Source organism: Sabulibacter ruber, assembly GCF_017355955.1.
Classification (GTDB): Bacteria; Bacteroidota; Bacteroidia; order Cytophagales; family Hymenobacteraceae; genus Nibribacter; species Nibribacter ruber_A.
Genome location: NZ_JAFFID010000006.1, coordinates 274580 through 292298 on the forward strand (window position 1 = coordinate 274580; position 17719 = coordinate 292298).

20 protein-coding genes are annotated in these 17719 nt (G+C 48.1%); 12 read left to right on the plus strand and 8 right to left on the minus strand.

Annotation, left to right across the window (positions count from 1 at the left end; translation table 11 throughout):
- Positions 1-77 precede the first annotated feature (77 nt).
- From JT719_RS22970 to JT719_RS22985, 4 genes are all read left to right on the plus strand, one after another.
- Positions 78-518, plus strand: coding sequence for a hypothetical protein (locus tag JT719_RS22970; RefSeq protein WP_207436103.1), 441 nt, complete (start codon positions 78-80; stop codon positions 516-518).
- A gap of 455 nt (positions 519-973) precedes the next feature.
- Complete coding sequence (locus JT719_RS22975; RefSeq protein WP_242693436.1) at positions 974-2296, plus strand: DUF6055 domain-containing protein; 1323 nt, start codon at positions 974-976, stop codon at positions 2294-2296.
- 310 nt (positions 2297-2606) lie between these two features.
- Positions 2607-3008, plus strand: a complete 402-nt coding sequence (locus JT719_RS22980) for a helix-turn-helix domain-containing protein (RefSeq protein ID WP_207436105.1) — start codon at positions 2607-2609, stop codon at positions 3006-3008.
- Between the two features lie 179 nt (positions 3009-3187).
- On the plus strand, positions 3188-3634 hold the full coding sequence (locus tag JT719_RS22985) for a DUF1016 N-terminal domain-containing protein (protein WP_207436106.1): 447 nt from the start codon (positions 3188-3190) through the stop codon (positions 3632-3634).
- Positions 3635-3677: 43 nt separating this feature from the next.
- On the opposite strand, the gene JT719_RS22990 is transcribed toward JT719_RS22985, so the two are convergent.
- Positions 3678-4652, minus strand: coding sequence for a nucleotidyl transferase AbiEii/AbiGii toxin family protein (locus JT719_RS22990; RefSeq protein WP_207436107.1), 975 nt, complete (start codon positions 4650-4652; stop codon positions 3678-3680).
- Positions 4649-5374, minus strand: coding sequence for a type IV toxin-antitoxin system AbiEi family antitoxin domain-containing protein (locus tag JT719_RS22995; RefSeq protein ID WP_207436108.1), 726 nt, complete (start codon positions 5372-5374; stop codon positions 4649-4651). Before JT719_RS22995 ends, JT719_RS22990 begins: the two co-directional genes overlap by 4 nt.
- Before the next feature lie 593 nt (positions 5375-5967).
- Between JT719_RS22995 and JT719_RS23000 the strand changes: the two genes are divergently transcribed.
- From JT719_RS23000 to JT719_RS23025, 6 genes are all read left to right on the plus strand, one after another.
- Entirely contained in the window at positions 5968-6273 is a 306-nt protein-coding gene (locus JT719_RS23000) for a PDDEXK nuclease domain-containing protein (RefSeq protein WP_207436109.1), read from the plus strand.
- 795 nt (positions 6274-7068) lie between these two features.
- Positions 7069-7185: a hypothetical protein gene (locus JT719_RS25690; RefSeq protein WP_423227986.1), complete on the plus strand. Its 117-nt coding sequence runs from the start codon at positions 7069-7071 to the stop codon at positions 7183-7185.
- A complete protein-coding gene (locus JT719_RS25695; RefSeq protein WP_423227987.1) occupies positions 7139-7291 on the plus strand; it encodes a DUF1016 N-terminal domain-containing protein in 153 nt (50 codons plus the stop codon). Before JT719_RS25690 ends, JT719_RS25695 begins: the two co-directional genes overlap by 47 nt.
- A gap of 231 nt (positions 7292-7522) precedes the next feature.
- The gene (locus JT719_RS23015; protein ID WP_207436111.1) at positions 7523-7927 is read left to right on the plus strand and encodes a PDDEXK nuclease domain-containing protein; all 405 of its coding nucleotides are present in this window, start codon (positions 7523-7525) and stop codon (positions 7925-7927) included.
- A gap of 15 nt (positions 7928-7942) precedes the next feature.
- A complete protein-coding gene (locus JT719_RS23020; RefSeq protein ID WP_207436112.1) occupies positions 7943-8782 on the plus strand; it encodes an SDR family NAD(P)-dependent oxidoreductase in 840 nt (279 codons plus the stop codon).
- Between the two features lie 37 nt (positions 8783-8819).
- Positions 8820-9728, plus strand: a complete 909-nt coding sequence (locus JT719_RS23025; protein WP_207436113.1) for a helix-turn-helix domain-containing protein — start codon at positions 8820-8822, stop codon at positions 9726-9728.
- Positions 9729-10003: 275 nt separating this feature from the next.
- On the opposite strand, the gene JT719_RS23030 is transcribed toward JT719_RS23025, so the two are convergent.
- Positions 10004-10900: a helix-turn-helix domain-containing protein gene (locus JT719_RS23030; protein WP_207436114.1), complete on the minus strand. Its 897-nt coding sequence runs from the start codon at positions 10898-10900 to the stop codon at positions 10004-10006.
- 75 nt (positions 10901-10975) lie between these two features.
- Complete coding sequence (locus JT719_RS23035; RefSeq protein WP_242693428.1) at positions 10976-11980, minus strand: aldo/keto reductase; 1005 nt, start codon at positions 11978-11980, stop codon at positions 10976-10978.
- A 512-nt stretch (positions 11981-12492) separates the two neighbouring features.
- On the opposite strand from JT719_RS23035, the gene JT719_RS23040 reads away from it, so the two are divergent.
- The gene (locus JT719_RS23040) at positions 12493-12774 is read left to right on the plus strand and encodes a hypothetical protein (RefSeq protein WP_207436115.1); all 282 of its coding nucleotides are present in this window, start codon (positions 12493-12495) and stop codon (positions 12772-12774) included.
- Between the two features lie 135 nt (positions 12775-12909).
- Positions 12910-13988, plus strand: a protein-coding gene (locus tag JT719_RS23045) for an IS3 family transposase (RefSeq protein ID WP_207436116.1) whose coding sequence is annotated in 2 segments (ribosomal slippage) — positions 12910-13171 and positions 13171-13988 — 1080 coding nt in all. Because the reading frame shifts where the segments join, the coding sequence is not laid out codon by codon here.
- Between the two features lie 232 nt (positions 13989-14220).
- On the opposite strand, the gene JT719_RS23050 is transcribed toward JT719_RS23045, so the two are convergent.
- From JT719_RS23050 to JT719_RS23065, 4 genes are all read right to left on the minus strand, one after another.
- On the minus strand, positions 14221-14805 hold the full coding sequence (locus tag JT719_RS23050) for a hypothetical protein (protein ID WP_207436117.1): 585 nt from the start codon (positions 14803-14805) through the stop codon (positions 14221-14223).
- A 74-nt stretch (positions 14806-14879) separates the two neighbouring features.
- Positions 14880-15503, minus strand: a complete 624-nt coding sequence (locus tag JT719_RS23055) for a hypothetical protein (RefSeq protein ID WP_207436118.1) — start codon at positions 15501-15503, stop codon at positions 14880-14882.
- A 64-nt stretch (positions 15504-15567) separates the two neighbouring features.
- Positions 15568-16101 carry an ankyrin repeat domain-containing protein gene (locus tag JT719_RS23060; RefSeq protein WP_207436119.1) on the minus strand — a complete coding sequence of 178 codons (534 nt, stop codon included), beginning with the start codon at positions 16099-16101 and terminating at the stop codon, positions 15568-15570.
- Positions 16102-16142: 41 nt separating this feature from the next.
- Entirely contained in the window at positions 16143-17489 is a 1347-nt protein-coding gene (locus JT719_RS23065) for an IS110 family RNA-guided transposase (RefSeq protein ID WP_207436120.1), read from the minus strand.
- Positions 17490-17719: the final 230 nt, after the last annotated feature.

Consider the following 17719-nt stretch of genomic DNA (forward strand, 5'->3'; position numbering starts at 1 on the left):
TTGCGGCCATTTTTATGAAATAGATACCAAACGCAACGTGGCTAAATCAAATAGATCTCCCCTAAATCTATATTAGTATGGCAGATTTAACCGCCTCAGAAAAGCAGAAACTAGAGAGCCTTCTTAAAATGAAGCAAGGTTTTCTTCTTGATTTCACCAATGCCTCTCTGCATGCTTTTATTTTCAAAAGCGTGGGGTTAGACTTCAACCATGAGAAATACAAAAAGGGAACCGGGTCAAAGGCGAGCCGGATGAAGGAATTATGGCGGTCAGAACCCAATCTCATTGTGGCAAAATTGATATTCGACCTGTGTCAATATTATAAAGACTTCGTTGTAAGCAAAGCGGTATGCCTTAAAGCTGAAGACCACGCTTTGTTCGCCGACTGTGTCAGCATATGTAAAAAGTTGTCTTACTCAGCAGGAGTCGTGGCGTTTTATAGCCTCGGAAATCCCGGGTCTGGTAATGGCACGCGAAGGGCTGCTGAGGTTGAACAGCATTCCGGGCTTTTTCCCTGAATCCATGGGTAGGTTGTATTCTTTCGATGATTGGAGGTACGGTTGATTTTTCATAGCAACCGAAGCAATGTCGGGGAAGGTAGCCACCCTGAATGTGGGTGGCACCATACGTCCTGTTCTCCGGGGAACGATAACAGTGGATAAACATCCGCTAATACCAATCAGGGGGTTCTCCGGGAATCTACCTTCGAAGTATTGATCCACTGCATTACCAGGACCAGACGTACTTCTTTTTTTCCTGACCTGCCCACATGCCCTATCATACAATATATAGGTACGCGGAAGATACCTACTTCCCAGGAGACAGGCTTTAGAAGCGCCTGACCATCCTTCTATTGTTTCTTTTACTTCATCTTCGGCGTTTTTGCCTTTCATTTTTTCTAAAGATGATCAAAACCCCATTCTTTACAGGCGTGATCTGGATGCTTGCAGCCTCTTTTGCGTCAGGCCAAGGGATGCCGCCAACAGCCACGCGCCTCCCCAGAGCAGATCGGCCCTCCCCTCCAAAAGAGCTGTATCTCCCCGGCAAGGTATGGAAAGTGCCACAGGGCAATGACTATACTGACGATGAAAGCGAGTACAGCTTCCGGAGAATGGCCCAATCCGAGAACATCGCCGCCTTTTGGGCAAAGGAGCTGGGTGAAAACCCGTCACAAACCCCTGAGGTCGCCTTACGGTTCAACCTGGAGGAGGCACTGGAGGAGTGCGAACGGTTCTACAGGTTCTATGTTGACAGTCTGAAGTTTGTGGAGAAGGGGAGTTCCGTGACAGATGCCTATAAAGTATTGCTCTACATATTCGGGGGCAAGGACGGGACAGCCTACGGCGGAGGGGAGGAGAAAAAGGTGGGGATTCTCTGGACACCGCCCTCCCGGATGGCCAAGGCACCCTACGGGGCTTTGGCACACGAGCTGGGCCACGCCTTCCAATACCTGGTTCATGCGGATGGGGCATGGGGCTTTTCCTCGGCACCGAAGGGAGGCGGTCAGCCGATCTTCGAGATGACCTCCCAATTCATGCTTTGGCAGGTATACCCTGAATGGATAACCTTCGAGAATTACCACCTGAAGGGTTTTATGGAAAAGACCCACTACGCGTTCCTGCATGAGACCAACCAGTACCATTCCCCCTTCGTGCTCGAGTACTGGTCCCAGAAACACGGGGTTGATTTCATCGGGAAGCTGTGGCGGGAGGCTTTGGAAGGAGAGGACCCCGTCATTGCCTATCAGCGGTTGACCTCCACCAACCAGCGGAAATTCAATGATGAGATCTTCGATGCGGCCCGCAGATTCATCACCTGGGACCTGGCACGTATCGAGAAAGTCTCGAGCAACTACGCCAACCAGCATATCAGTTCGCTGAAAGCCTTGGGAAACGGATGGTACCAGGTTTCTGAAAAGAAATGCCCGCAGAACTATGGTTACAATGGGATAAGGCTGCAGGTGCCGGCCGCCGGCACCAAGGTGAGGCTCGACTTCAGGGGGGTAGTTGGGGCGGAAGGTTTCCGGGCGATTAGAACCCAGAATGCCGGATGGCGGTACGGGTTTCTGGCAGTGAAAGAGGACGGCAGCCGTGAATACGGGAAGGTATATTCTTCAAACTCCGGTACCGGGAGCTTCAGAGTACCCGAGAAGACAAAGCACCTGTGGCTGGTGGTGAGCGGAGCCCCCACGGAGCATTGGGAGCATCTGGCCGATGGAAAGGAGGAGAACGACGAGCAGTGGCCCTACCAGGTGAAGCTTCGCGGAACGTCCCTGGACGGCTCTGTCATTGAGTGATTTGCACCTAAATCCCGTAACAACCCTGGGTATATAACTCATAGTTTTGAGTAAAATACCCAAGGTTAATACGTGGAGGAATCCAGCGAAATTAATAGATTATAGAAGGAGGAGCTTGGTGCCGATTCGATGCTTGGAAACAACTCTGAAAAGGCAAGCCCCTGTAAGCTGAAAATGGAGGCGGCTAATTCATTGGCTTAAAGAAGGGAGGAATACAAGTGCATATGTCGTTTTCAATCCCACTGCCCAAGGGGAATTTTCCCCTATATTGCACTTTCGTTACTTGCTGTCAGGTATTACTTTTAGCATCATGGAAACAACCACGAAACCTATACATTTAGGAAGGAAGATCAGCCGCATCAGGGAGTTGAGAGGAATCAAGCAGGAGGTCATGGCGCAGGAGCTGGGCCTGAGCCAGCAGACGGTATCCCGTTTAGAGTCAAGTGAGGCTGTGGAGGAGGAAATGCTCATGAAAATCGCTAAGGTATTGGGTGTTACACCGGAGGTGATTAAGCATTTTAGCGAGGAGGCAGCAATAAACTATTTCAACAACTTTAACGACCATAGTAATAGCACCTTCAATAATCATTGTACTTTCAATCCACTTGAAAAACTGATGGAAGTTATTGAAGAAAATAAAAGGCTATATGAGCGTTTGCTGCAAAGTGAGCGGGAAAAAATAGAGTTGCTGAAAGAGCGGAAATTGGATTAGAGATCCAATCAAATACTTTCTGATTGAAATACCTGCAGCACTCCAATTATCAACATTATCTTTTCGGAATACGGGTGCTTGGAGGTACAGGAAATTATATTTCTAGTTCTAGGCAACGTACTCGGGGAACATGCCATTGTCTCACTGGCTACTGAGCTTACCAAGTTCTATGAAGCGGCTTGGGCAAGCGCCACCTGTGGCATTGTGTCCGCGTGGCGGACACCTTTCCAGAAGACCACATTGTGAACGCACTGAGTACACAATTGAGCTGGACGCACCTGCGCCTGCTGGCCGCAGTGGAGGACGGACTCAAACGGGAATTCTATACCGAGCTGAGCCTGCAGGAACGCTGGAGTACGCGCCTCCTGCAGGAACGGATGGACAGCATGCTGTTTAAGCGTTTTGTCCTACCACAAAACGGTGAAGCTCATACGGCAAGAGCTTGGCACCTTGCGGTCTTCAGGAATAGCGCCCCGATCTGTCGTTCAATGACACCTATCTTCATAACAATGACAGGAATGGCAATACCAGCTTCCTCAAAAACCTGTCAGATCTCCAGGCGCGTCATGGAGGCAACAGGAGGCTGTAGCCTGCTGCTTGCCTTTTATCAGAAGGGGCAACTCTAAACTGCTCGTCTTAAGCAGAGCCTAAAGCTACATAAGGTCTGAATCAACTCTTCCTGCTTCTAAGTGCCTTAAGGCGTGCAGCGACTATTCCCAAGACGGCAATAATCTTCTCCGGGTCAGGCAGCGCGCCATACACAAGGGAGCGCAATTCCCGCTGGTAAGCAGTCTCCAACAAGCTCCAAACTCCCTTCACATCGGCAAACAGCAGACAGGCATCCAGCGGCTGCTTGGCCCAATCCCCTTGAAACTCGCTGTTTCGGGCATCATCAGCCTGCACGGCCCCAATCATCCCGAAGAATTCCTCACTGTGCAGAAAAGAGCCCACTTCAGGCACATTCAGCATGGCGTGCAGGTCGTAGACGTGTCGGATCTTGCTGCTTAGTTCATCTATCGGGTTCTCTGCATAGGAAGCCCGCACCAGGGCCAGCACCTTCTCCGTGAAGGTACGTTCCAGTCTCACCACATTTACCTCAAAGGGAGCCAGACCATACTGGCGAATCAGGTCCAGCAAGTTACGCTGGGCCAAGAACTGGCTGATGTAGGTCTTTATCGACATCAACTGGTGTGGGTTTGGGCTGGCAAAGGAGTTTATCTCCACCAAAACCTTGTCGGTCGCCTGGCCATAATCTCCCTGTAACGAGGCTCCATAGTCGTGCAGCGTTTTGCGGAAGCGGGAGCCTTTGCTGGTTCGGTACGGGTCTTCGACCTCTATCATATCCTTTGTGATCTCCTTTGAGATTTTGCGGATGAGTTGCATGACTTGGTTGTTGGCCATGCCTTCAGGCGCGTTGATCGCCAGGTCGATGTCCTCTGAAAAGCGTTCTATCAGGTTGTAGGCTTTGGATAGGGAAGTGCCACCCTTGAAGATAGCCTGCTCCACGAAGGGGGAATGGGCCAAGCGGTAGAGCACCAGCGTCACCCAGTAATCCTTCTCCACAAATACGTCCCTGATCTGGAGAGCCTCAGCCGTGGCCGTGATGGCATCCCGGAACACCTCCGGGTTCTGGTGCAGGTTCATATGATATCCCAATCTTTCCCGTTGGGCAGTATGCTAGTGCCAATGCCCAATTTGTATTTTGTAAGCGGGTTGAGTGACTCCCTCAGCTTATCCACTTCCTGTCTGTAGCCTAACTGCTCCAGCAAGGCTCCCAGCAGGGCACGGGTAGCGGGGTTGTAGGCCAGCGCCAGCTCTAAAAGCCGATCCATATCGCGTTTGGCTATTCTTTTTATATGTTCAAGCAGAATGAGGATAACTTTCTCACTGTCCCGGTCCGGGATCTTCTTGAAACCGCGCAGTGCGTCCAGGACTTGAAGCTTGTCAATGTCAGACTCCTTGAAATTGGTAGGACTCTGCACATATCTTACCTTTGTTTTCCCGACATTGGCCACCCGGCGCTGCCTGCGTGTCATCAGCGTCACCTCTTGGGGAACCTGTGTTGTCAGGCCCATCTGGTTGTATAGCCCTAAACCGCTCTCATACCCTTTGACTTTGCCTTTGGAGGTGCTCAAGCTCTTGATGATCTCTTTTTCAGATGGTTTTACTTTCCCGAAAACAGTTTCCTTTGGCTTATAGTAGCGGCCTTTAGCCAGACGGTTTATCTCTCCTTGTTTGGTCAGGCGGCTGAGCGCCGCAGCTAAGGCCTCCAACTGGTTTCCATTTACCTGAAAGTCGGCATAAGTCAGCAACTGACCTGGCTGGGCCTGCTCAATCCGATCCCTTACTTGCTGCATGATGCTCATAGTCTACTCTCCGTGTTATTCCTAATTGGGGCCATAGATCGATCCTACAAAGGTAAGTTTACGGCTGGGTATTTGTCAAGTTTTTTTGTTACTAAACTTGACAAATACCCAGCCGTAAATTCTTGGAATAGAATGATTGCTGAAAATAACTGTACTAAGCAGCATAGCAAAAGAGATGAGCTGTAGTATTAGGTAGAACACTAAATGGAGGAACGAACCAAAAATGAATGGACATTTAAAACTCTAGTTAGCATATGAAGTATAGGCTGTTCGATTTAAACAGGAACTGTTAAATGTTTGGGATTCATCGGTGTAAGCGCCAGCACTGGGCAAACACGTGGGTATACAGCTAAATGTGTTTTGTCCATAAAACCTTCCCTGCGAAATCCGCGAATGGGCTTGCTGTCCACTTTCTCAATCCTTCCCAAGGTTCCTAAGATGAGCAGATTTTCTACGCAGTGCGTAGAAAATTAACCTAAACGCATATCAGGACCATCCTGTACCTAGACAATGAGCTGAATCGTAGTTTTTTATATTGAAATGCGCAAGCTAGAGCAATGGAGTTACGCACTCTGCAAGACTAATAAAAACCTTTGCTAAATGGGCGCACTCCTATTTCCAAGCTACAGGAGGTTACTATTCAACATAATCTACAACAACTGCAGGAAGCAAGCTACCGTCATAGTTGTTTTCCGGGCCCCTTTGTACTGGACTTTCTAGGTTTGGCAGACAACTATTCTGAGAAAGATTTAGAAGGTCTTATCTTGGCGCAATTGCAGCAGTTTATCATTGAACTGGGCAGCGACTCTGCCTTCCTTGCCCGTCAGAAAAAATTTTCCCCTGATGGATCACTACACTCGGTTGACCATTTTTCAAATGAACGAAGACAGCATGTTTAACGGATAACGGGAGCGGCATTTTCACCAGTCCTTTAGACCTATGATGTACCTTGAGCCGATTAGCAGACTTATTCGGCTCAAGTTTAACGAATCTTTGAGCCGAATAAGCCCACTAAGCGGCTCATGATCCTAGGGATTTGCAACAGCTGCATGAACTTGGGGCGCTGATCTCGGAAGGGGTAGGCCGCAGCACACGTTATTTCCTTAATATGTGATCCCATGTAGAGGCTTCGGGTGGTAAGGCTCGGCAGCTGCCGGCCAAGTGTCGTGTTTAGACATATTCTTCCCTACAAAGCCCCTAATTCAAATGGAGGCACAAAACCAATGAGGTTGTGTTTTGACGCTTTTCCAACCCAATGGAAAAACAAAGTGTCAGAGAGATGTAATACCGGATTTCCAAGACACCGTTAAACACCTAAAGAGCATAAAATTCAATTTCTTATTGAATATGATGTAATTAACAAGGCTTTGTCCCAGCTACATAAGCTATAGTTATTTGCAACCTGTGTCGGAGCCAACAAATACGCTTCCTACCGTCATGGCTACTTCCGCGATAACACGTCAGTTGCATTGCAAAGGGTTCAATGGGCTCCCGCCAAGATGTTAACGGAACAGGACCGGGTTATCCCGTGTATTTGGGAGTGGTTAATGTAACCTATTCTGCATTTAATTTTTAGCATGCCTTCTCACCCTACTGCTTACGCCGATTGTTCTGGAGGAGCTTAAATCGGAGATAAAGAGGGCCACAAAGCTGTCCTCGCCGTAAATCCCGAGCTTCTTTCCCTGTACTGGAGGGTGTGCAAAACTATCTTGGCGCAACAACAAGCCCAAGGGTGGAGAGCCAAAGTCATCCAGACACTCGCCGGTGACATTTCTAGGGAGTTCCCAAACCTACAGGGGGTTCTCCTATAGAAATCTGCTGTACATGCGGCAATTTGCCTACGTCTATACCGCCCCTGAGTTTACGCAACAACCGGTTGCGCAATTGCCCTGGGCCCACAAGGTTAAGGACGAGTAGGAACGGACCTTCTATATCCATAAAACCATAGAGAATGGATGGTCCAGGAACGTGCTGGGCCTGCAGAGCAAGTCGAACCCCTACCAAAGGCAGGGTGGAAGCCTCACCAACTTCGGCCTGAAGCTTCCTTCCCCACAACCAGACCTGGCCCAGGAGATGCTGAAGGACCCTTATACATTTGATTTCCTGACCTTGACGGAGGATTATTAGGCAAAGGTCCTGGAGAGTGCTTTGACCCAGCACATTACCAAGTTCCTGCTGGAGCTGGGGGCGGGCTACGCCTTCGTGGAAAGGCAGTACCACTTGGAGGTCGGGGGACAGGACTTTTATATGGACCTGCTCTTTTACCACCTGAGACTGCGGTGCTACGTGGTCATAGAGCTCAAGCGGGGGAAGTTCCTACCGGAATACGCGGGGAAGCTCAACTTCTACCTCTCTGTGGTGGATGATCTCCTTAAAACAGAGCACGACAAACCCAGAATCGGACTGCTGATCTGGAAGGACAATTTCTTTCCCCTCTGTTCAACATTCACCCAGACACACTCTCCGTTTTTCTTGGTATCAGTAATCTGGACACTCATTCCCGTATTCAGGATACCTCCCGTCCGATTTGTTTCCGCAGTTTTACAGCCGTAAACAAAAGGCGAAACGATGCATAGTGAAATCCAGAAAGTGTGGCTGATCACGGGAACCTCCAAGGGGCTCGGTTTGTACCTGACGAAGCTTCTGCTCTCCTTAGGCCATAAGGTGGTTGCCACGAGCCGGAATGTCTCCCCGCTGGAAAATGAAATCACCAACCATAGGGAAAACCTCTATCCGGTGGCCTTGGACATCACCTCAGACCAGGAGGTGGGAAAGGCCATTGACAACATCGTAAAAGAGCTCGGCCGTATAGACGTGGTTGTGAACAATGCCGGGTACAGCCTTGTTGGCAGTATGGAGGAAATGACCGACAAGGAGTTCAGAAGCACCATGGATGTGAACCTTTTCGGCACCGTTAACATCATCAGAAACGTCATGCCTTACCTGCGCAGGCAGAAGTCGGGGCACATCATCAACATCTCCTCCAATGCGGGCTATGTAGGCTTTGGGAAGGCGGCCAGTTATAACGCTGCGAAATTCGGGGTGATAGGGCTATCCGAGGCACTGGCCCAGGAGGTTACGGATTTCGGAATCAGGGTGACCGTAGTCGCCCCGGGACAGTTCAGGACTGAGTTCATGAACTCCATCAGTTACGTCAGGAATCGGATCGACGTGTACGGAGTGGACCAGGCAGAGAGAATGTGGGCTCAATTCAGCGGCAGACAGCAAGGGGACCCTGAAAAACTAGTGAAGATCCTGGTGCAGATCAACGAGATGGAGCAGCCCCCGCTCCACCTGCTGTTGGGGCCGGACACATACGAGCTTGTTACCAGGAAGAGAAAACAGGAGGATGCAGAGTTTGAGCAGTGGAAAGATCTTACCTTGTCGACGGATTTCGCTAAACCATAGAAGCGGGCGCAAACAGCCCTCCGCCAAAGCCACAGAGATGAAACCATACGCGATAGAGTCTATCCAGGAGTTACATCGGCTACTGCAGTTGCCCAAGCCGAAGCACCCGTTGGTCAGCGTAATGGACCTTTCGACCATCAGATGCTTTGACGACGAGCAGCTGGAGGCAGTCAGGTACGGTTTCTACTGCATCGCCCTTAAGAAGAACTTCAAGGGCAGGATGCGCTATGGGCAACGGCATTATGACTTCGATGAGGGCGTCATGACGTTCTTCGCCCCTAACCAGGTGGTGATCACCGAAATCAGGGATGACTGGGCGCTGGAGGGATCCTGGTTAGCTATCCACCCTGACTTTATGAAGGGAACTTCTTTGGCGAATGAAATCCAAAAGTACGGGTACTTCTCCTATGCCGTGAACGAGGCCCTGCATTTATCGCAGGAAGAGGAGCAGACGGTTAACCGGCTGATGGTAAGTATCGCCGACGAAAGTGCGGCCGCAACGGACACCTTCTCAAAGCAGATCATCATCAAGCAAATGGAACTGCTGCTGAGTTACTGTGACAGGTTCCACCATCGCCAGTTCCTGACAAGGAGGCAGGCAGGCGAGGGCTTGCTGTCCGCCTTCGAGCAGCTGCTGGAGAGCTATTTCAGGGAAAACAGGCCTGAGACGGACGGGATACCCACCGTATCCTTCTTTGCCGAGAAGCTGAACCTCTCCCGCAATTACCTGAGTGACATGCTGCGCAGCACGACGGGCCAAAGCGCCCAGCAGCATATCCAGCAGAAAATGATTGAGAACGCCAAAGAGCTGCTTGCGGCCTCCGACCTGAACGTCTCGGAGGTGGCCTATAAATTAGGTTTTGAATACCCTCAGTCGTTTCATAAGCTCTTCAAAAGCAGGACCACCTTGTCTCCGCTGGAATACAGGTCCGGGTTCAAAAAGTAGTAAAGGACTCCCACTGGCAAAGGCTGGCTTGAAGCGGGAGTACAACTGCTTGAAACCTTACTTGGCTTGGAGCCCTTCGCTCAAATCAAAAATTGCGCAAGGGCACCGGTAAGCCAACCCTTAGACCCATGTGACATAACCCAGCTTATAGACTTAGAAGTCGGAATATTTTAGCTTGAAGTTAGATTTGAGTTGCATTCCGCTGCTAGAGCTTACAAGCTAATATATGCCTATTTTTATTAGGCGCTCTTGATGACCATGATAACCTGAAGCTGTCAGTTAAATGACTGTCGAAACTCAAGAGGCGACATTTCAGTTTTCTTTTTAAATAAAGTACTGAATGACTGCGCATATTCAAAGCCTAGTTGGTAGGCAATTTCACTCACCGATAAATCGGTAGTGGAGAGTTTTTCTTTAGCTTTTTCAATCAACTTCTCATGGATATGTTGTTGTGTGTTTTGTCCGGTATGCACCCGCAGGAGGTCGCTTAGATAGTTGGGAGACAGATTCATGCGTTCCGCAATACGTTGCACCGTCAAAAGTCCCTCTTGCGTTGTAGCATCGGTATCAAAATACTCGTCAACGAGATGTTCAAATCTCGCAAGCAGTTGATGGTTGTGGTTTTTGCGGGTGATGAACTGCCGCTCGTAAAAGCGGTTGGAGTAGTCAAGCAGCAACTTGATCTGCGATAGAATAATCTCTTGCGTGTGTTTATCGATATGCTGGCATTCTTTGTCGATCTTGCTGAGTATAGTAATAAGATCGGCTTCTTCTTCAGCGGAAAGGTGCAGTGCCTCGTTGACAGCGTAAGAGAAGAAACCATAACTGTTAATGGTGCTAGCCAATGAATGAGCGAGCAAAAAATCAGGATGGAAGATGAGCAGATAGCCCGAGCCGCATTCCATCTGCTGCAGGTCCAGGTACTGAACCTGATTGGGTGCCGTAAAACTTAAAACACCCTTGTCGTAATCATAGTGTTGCTGACCATACCTTATTTTACCCTTAGCTTCTCTTTTTAAAGCAACGCAATAAAACCGGTTAACAAAACCTTTCCAGATATCGTCCTCCAGGAAAATGCTATCAGCAAGGTCAATAACACTCACCAGCGGATGGCGGGGTTCGGGCAAAGACAATAACCGGTGAAATTCTGAAACGGAGTTGATGGCATTCATAACACTACTCTAATTTTATTGCGACTCGTAGCATAAACGCTTGCACCATCAAAAGATACAGGCGCAAAAAGTCAATCAATCAATAAGCCCCATGCTGAACTCATCGTACGGTTTACCGGTATCAGTACCTAACGGCACAATACTTTCAAGACTGGACAGGTCTTCTCCGCTCAATTGAATAGCGGCGGCCGCTATATTCTGCTCCAGGTATTTTCTCCGTTTAGTGCCCGGAATGGGTATAATGTTCTTGCTCATGATCCAGGCCAGTGCCAACTGAGAAGGAGTAGCGTTTTTCTCTCTCGCTAAGGTCTCAATAGCTTTGACTAACTCCAAGTTTTTAGAGAAGTGGGCTTCCTGGAAGCGGGGAATTGCGCGGCGGAAGTCATTCTCCGGCAGATCATCTATGCTACGGATCTGTCCGGATAAAAAACCACGGCCCAGCGGTGAGTAGGCCACGAAGCCTATCCCAAGTTGATGTAACGTTTGCAGTACACCCCGTTCTTCCACAGTCCGCTCAAACAACGAGTACTCACTCTGTACTGCCGTAATCGGGTGAACCGCATGCGCTCTTTTTACCGTTTCCGAGGAAACTTCTGATAAACCGATATAACCCACCTTTCCTTCTTTCACCAGCTCGCTCATCGCGGCAACCGTTTCTTCGATGGGCGTGTTTTTATCGAGCCGGTGCAGGTAATACAAGTCGATATAATCGGTGTTAAGATTTTTCAGAGAACGCTCCAACGATTTTTTCACATATTCCCTCTTGCCATTGATGGCCCAGGTCACCTTGTTATGATCGTCTATTTCCCAGCCGAATTTGGTAGCGATGATGTAACTGCTGCGATTACCTTTGATAGCTTTCGCGATAAGCTGCTCATTCTTTAAGGGACCATACAAATCTGCCGTATCTAAAAAGTTACCGCCTAACTCATGGGATCGGTGAATGGTGGCAATGGCTTCTTGCTCGTCTGCTTCCCCATACATGTTTGCTTCTTCAAAGCCAGTCATACCCATACACCCCAGACCGATAGTTGGTACAACCAAACCTTGGCTTCCTAATTTCATTTCCCTAATTTCCATAATGCTATTTTGATAAGTCAAAGTTCGCAAAGGCAATACTATCAGCTGTATGCAAAGCCCTGAACATTGTATGCAAATCAAGGGTCATGTTAAATGCGGGACAAATAAGCACTGAAAACGTTAAAGGAAAGTAGCAAAGGTCAATGGAGGACGGGTTTGTGGCAAGCCTCGTGCACGGTCGCGAACAGCTTTCCGATGCTGTCGTGATAGCCTAATCCGATCATAACAAACATCTTCGTTTTCAGTAGGCAGCTGCTAAGCGTTCTCAGTAAAGCTGTTCATTTGAAATGAGATGGCTCATACATAACCGTTGTGTAAGTAGGGCGGCATTTGTGATAAATAAGAGTATTATATAGTACTCTTCTAGGGCTACTCTTCGCTTTTGTTCGTTTATACTTTTCCCTTACGGAAGGGAAGAGGAACTTATTTTTTTACTTAACATAAGGTAAATTATAGGGCATTAAGCTATTCCTTTCCGAGACTTATCCCTATAACTATGTTAAGCAGGCGAAATGAGAAAAATCGTCCTCCCGGCAGCAAAAGTGGGCTATTTGTCCGAACATTGCCGCTTCTTCCTATTTATGCCTTACCTTCCCGGCGAAGATAGCCGGTTCAGTCCCAGAATGATTCGCCAAAGTGATCCATTCCTTCCTATAGAGGAATATAAAGCTTTCTATTTTAGGGACTTATCTAAGTTCAGGGACAAAAAGGCAACTTTCGGGAATCTTCCTGAGTTGTCCTGGGGACAAAAAGGCAACTTTCGCCAGGAAACAGGTTGCTCCTGCGGCGGATGAACTGGTAAAGACGCTCAAAACAGCCGATTGGCCGCGAAAATCGCCTTTTTTTCCCTTTCCTTTATTACTTTATAGTGTAAGCTTACCTGGAGTTCGGCCATTTAAAAGTTGTAAAAACTACTAACTTTAAATGGAATGAAGAAGACAAAATTCACCGAGAGCCAGATCATCAAGGCTATCAAGGAGCATGAGAATGGAGGTAATGCTCAGGAGCTCTGCCGGGAGCTGGGCATCACCACTGCTGCTTTCTACAAGTGGCGCCAGCGGTATGGGGGCTTAGAGGTAAAAGAGCTAAAGCGGATGAAGGAGCTGGAGGAGGAGAATTCCCGGCTGAAGAGAATGTTCGCTGAGCTCTCCCTGGTACACCACGCCTTAAAAGATGCCGTGGAAAAAAAGCTGTAGGGCCTGACGGGAAAAAGGCTTTAGTGGTGTTTATGGTAGAGGAGCATGGGGTGAGTCATCGTCAGGCCTGCAAGGCAGTGAGCCTGCCCAGAAGCAGCTACCGGTACCAGCCAAAGCAGAAAGATGATACTCCTGTCATTGAACTGCTGAAGAGTTTGGTGGAAAGACATCCTGCCATTGGTTTTTGGCAGTGCTTTTACAGACTCAGGAAAATGGGCCACAGCTGGAATCACAAGCGGGTGTACAGGGTTTACAGCCAACTTAGGCTCGACATCAGGAGAAGGCACAGGAAGAGACTTCCTGCCCGGGTAAAACAGACGCTGTTCCAGCCAGAGCACATCAATCAGGTGTGGTCAATCGACTTCATGTCCGATAGCCTCTGGGACGGCAGAAGGTTCCGGCTTTTGAACATCGTCGATGACTACAACAGGGAGATCCTCACCATGGAGGCGGACCTGTCTATTCCTGCTTTGCGCCTGGTTCGGGTGCCGGGGTACCTAAATGAGTTCAGAGGCTTACCGGAAATGATCAGGGTGGACAACGGACCGGAATTTATCTCCCACAGGCTGGGATGCTGGTGCAAGGAAAATAGGATCCGCTTAGTGTTCATTCAGCCGGGAAAGCCTATGCAGAACGCTTACGTGGAACGCTGCAACGGCAGCATCAGGAGAGAGCTGCTCAATGCCTATGTGTTCAGAACCTTAACAGAAGTTCGGGAAAAAGCAGAGGAATGGAGGCAGGATTATAACCACCAACGCCCTCATCAAGCCCTTGACTTCAGGGCACCCGTGGAATTATTGGAGGAAACCTAACTTGAAAAATCAACTTTTGGTTGGCTCAAATTCAGGGGGAGCTTACACTACAAGTGTTCGACCTGTTTTCTTGTCAATTAGAAAGACTACTTCAAATTCATTTTTTAAAAGGAGTAATTCCGTCTCGTAAAGAATTTTCATCTTTCCATTTATGATTTACATGCCGCACAACGGACTCGTGTAAACGACGGCCCGGCCCTCGGCCGATGCTGATGTTTACACTTTGTTGTGGCTAGTTTTTTATTTTTTCAACATCAAAATAGCATTCTCTCACGGGATTCAAATCAGTTATTCCTTTGTCACAAGGCGTTTGCTCTTTTTTTCGTTGCTCAATTCCCCTTTCAAAATCTCTTATAATTTCAGAGAAGCTTGTGGCAGGACTTTGGGAACCAATTCCGACTTTGGTTTTATTGACTGTAATTGATGCAACTACTTCATAGTTAATTAATGCGTCCTTTTGTATGTATGTTAAGTCGAGAAGGTCAAGGCATTTTGTGTTAATAATCCCACTTGGAATTTGTCTTCCGAAAAGTCGATTTTGGTCAATGAAGCTTACCCCAATCCATTGTCCGCCTTCGTCCTCACTAAAGTCTAAAACAATAGCCATTAATTCAGTACTGTCGTTCCTGAATTTCAATATCTGTCCGAATTTTACAGGAAAGTTTTCAATTTCTAGTCCTGTCCAATCAGGTTGCATTAGTTCTGGAATTGTTTCAGAGGAAATTGCTTCTGAGGAACTAGATGCCGTATTACAACCTGAAATAAAGAGGCCGATGGTTAATATTAATGCTATTCTTATCATTTTTAAATTTGCCACAACGTACTTGGCTAAACGACGGGCGAGGCCGTCGGCCGAGACTGACGTTTAGCTGTTGTTAGGGTTAGTAGTTCTTAATAAATCTCCTCTTGAGATATTTTTAACTTAGCTAATCTCATCATTTCTTGTCCAATACTTTTTATAGCGGGATTTACAGTGTTTGAACTGACTCGATGGTATTTGCCATTCATATAGATTTCCAGTTCCCAATTTGAGCCATCTATAACTTCTTTTCTGTCAGAATTTTCTTCCCAAATTTTCAGTTGGTTAGCTAAGGATTTCAGCCTCTCCAAATCTTTTAATGAGATTTTGGTGTTTCTTTGCTCATATAAGTATGGTAAAGCCGAGCTAGAGTAATCGTTTATTTCGTCTAAATACACTTTGGATATTGCGTACTGCTCCACATGATAGAGGGAATCTGTAATTTTGGTATAAATAGGAAAGTTCTGTACCCTAAGGATGATTTCTGGGTCAAATGACCGCGACCAATTTAGCCTGAAAACGACTCTATTTGTATCTGTTAATTTTTTTAAGTCTTCCTCATGATTCTTTCTGAGCCACTCCTCAAAGCGTGCAGAATCCTCCAGAACCTCTTTCTTTTCTGGAATTTTGGCAGTGGAGGGATTTACTGCCTCACGAGACTTAGGTTTGCAGCTAAGTGTCATTAAAATAAAATACAACAGGATGACTTTTCTCATTTCTTCTATTAACCCTAACGGCTAGTATAAAAAACGTGTAAGGCCGTCGGCCGAAGCATGATTTTTATACAATGTTGTGGGTAGTATTTTTTTCATTTTCTTCTAACAGAAGAGCAAAGTCTGCTGAGAACATAGCTTCAGCCATTTGCCTTGGAGTTCTTCCAGAATTATTGACGTTGTCGAGGTTTGCTCTACTTTTAAGATACAGTTCCACTAATTTATACTCCTTTCTTGCATTGAATACTGCTGTCCATAAAGGCGTGTTCCCATGATTGTCCCGAAGTTCTAGGTTCGCACCGCGTTTTAGCAGAAGTTCCGCTATTCCGATTCTTTTTTCTTGAGCCGCAAAATGCAAAGCAGAATAACCGTTCCAGTCTTGGTGGTTTATGTTTGCACCATTTTCTATGAGCCATGCCAACATATCCAAGTTCCCGTAAAAAGAAGCCCAGAGTAAAGCTGTTCTGGAATATCCATCGGTTGCATCTATTCCCAGTTTTTTTAGAAGAACCTTCAGCCCTTCGATATTACCGTTTCCAATGTGAATTGCTATTTCTTCAGCTCTTGGGTCAGTTTTGATCGGTCTACCTGGTTTAGCCATTTTTTATATTTAATATTACCCACAACTTCTATATAACTTCTTTAGGCTGCTTCTTTTTTTAACTCGTTCAGCCTGCGCTCGAGGTAAATGATCTTGGCTTGCTTGTACCTCTTTTGGTAGGCAGTAAGTTCGACGGGCTTAAACTCCTGGCCGCAAGCTACCATTTTGTAGTAAATGGTGGCGATCTTATTAGCCGTGGCCACAGTGGCGTACTTGTTACCACCCTTAGCTTTCATCCGCCTGAAGTAGTCACCGAGCCAGTTGTCACTTCGCTGCACGGCATTGGCGGCGTTACGGAAAGCCTGGCTGGCCGGGTTTGGCTTCTTTTTCATCAGGGTGCTACTGATAAGCTTCCCGCCTGATATTTTGTTGTTGGGGCACAGGTTCAGCCAGCTGGCAAAGTGCTTGGCCGTTTCCCATTTGCCCATGTCTGTGCCGGTTTCGGAGAGAATCTCCAGTGCGGCAATGTCACTGATGCCGTAAATGGCCATCACGTCCACCCCCAGTGCTTTTTTCAGGTAGGAGCAGGTGTTGAACGATGGTTTGTTCCTGTTGGCCTTCTTAGCAGAGACGGCCTCACCCTCAGGCGCCGCTTCAGGGCAGATTTCCCCATGGTAATGCCCCAACTGCTTCTCAATGGCCACATCGCACGAGGCGATGCGTTCGGTCAGGTACTTATAGCCCATGTAACAGTCCTCCAGCAGGTAAAGCTGCTCTGTGCGCCAGTTGCCCTGCAGGGACTTGAGGAGGGTTGCCCTGTCGGCTTTCACCTTGAAATGGACGCAGGCAAGGAAGTTCTCCGCTGTCCTCTCCCCCCGCAGGATGGCCTCAATGATGGCAAGGCCGCTCTTGCCGGTGATGTCACGCAGCAACGTGTGCACCTTCACGTTCATCAGCTCCAAGGCCTTTTGCATCCTCAGCACGCATCTGCCCCTGTCCTGGGTGAGCGTTCTGCGGTGGCGAACCAGCGTGCGCAGCGCCTCCTGCTGGTCGTCGGGCAAATAGCTGCTGCGGAGCAGTCCGCAACTGTGCAGCTTCTGGATCCAGCGCGCATCATCCTCATCGTTCTTCCTGCCGCTCACGTTCTTAACCTGTTTGGCATTGACCAGGTAAACCTCCAGACCATGCTGGGTGAGCAGGTTGAACAAAGGTCTCCAGTATACGCCAGTGCTCTCCATGGCCACCGTGTCCACCCCGCACTCGAGCAGCCAAGCGGCGATGGCCTCCAGATCGCAGGTCATCGTCCCAAAGGACCTGACCTGCAGCGTATCCCTGCCCTCAGGAACGGCAACGGCGTGAACGGTGTCTCCCACATCAATACCTGCCGCGTTCGGGTTGACCAGCGGCAGGTTGATGGCACCCTCTCTTGTGGTGGTTTGCTTTTTCATAGGCTTTAATGTTTTGGGATAAATACAAAAGCCGTTGCCTGCCGCCCAGTCAGTTTACTCTTCTATGCGGGCTCTATCGCCCAGTTTGAAACCAAATGGGGCGGCAGAACCACACTACTGGTAGAGTTCATCCACTCAATGTTAGGAAAGGTCTCGCTGCAAAGGCTCCTGTAACTGATTTTACCGTCTTCCCAAATTTTCAGCCTAAAAGCTATGCACAAGTTATTATG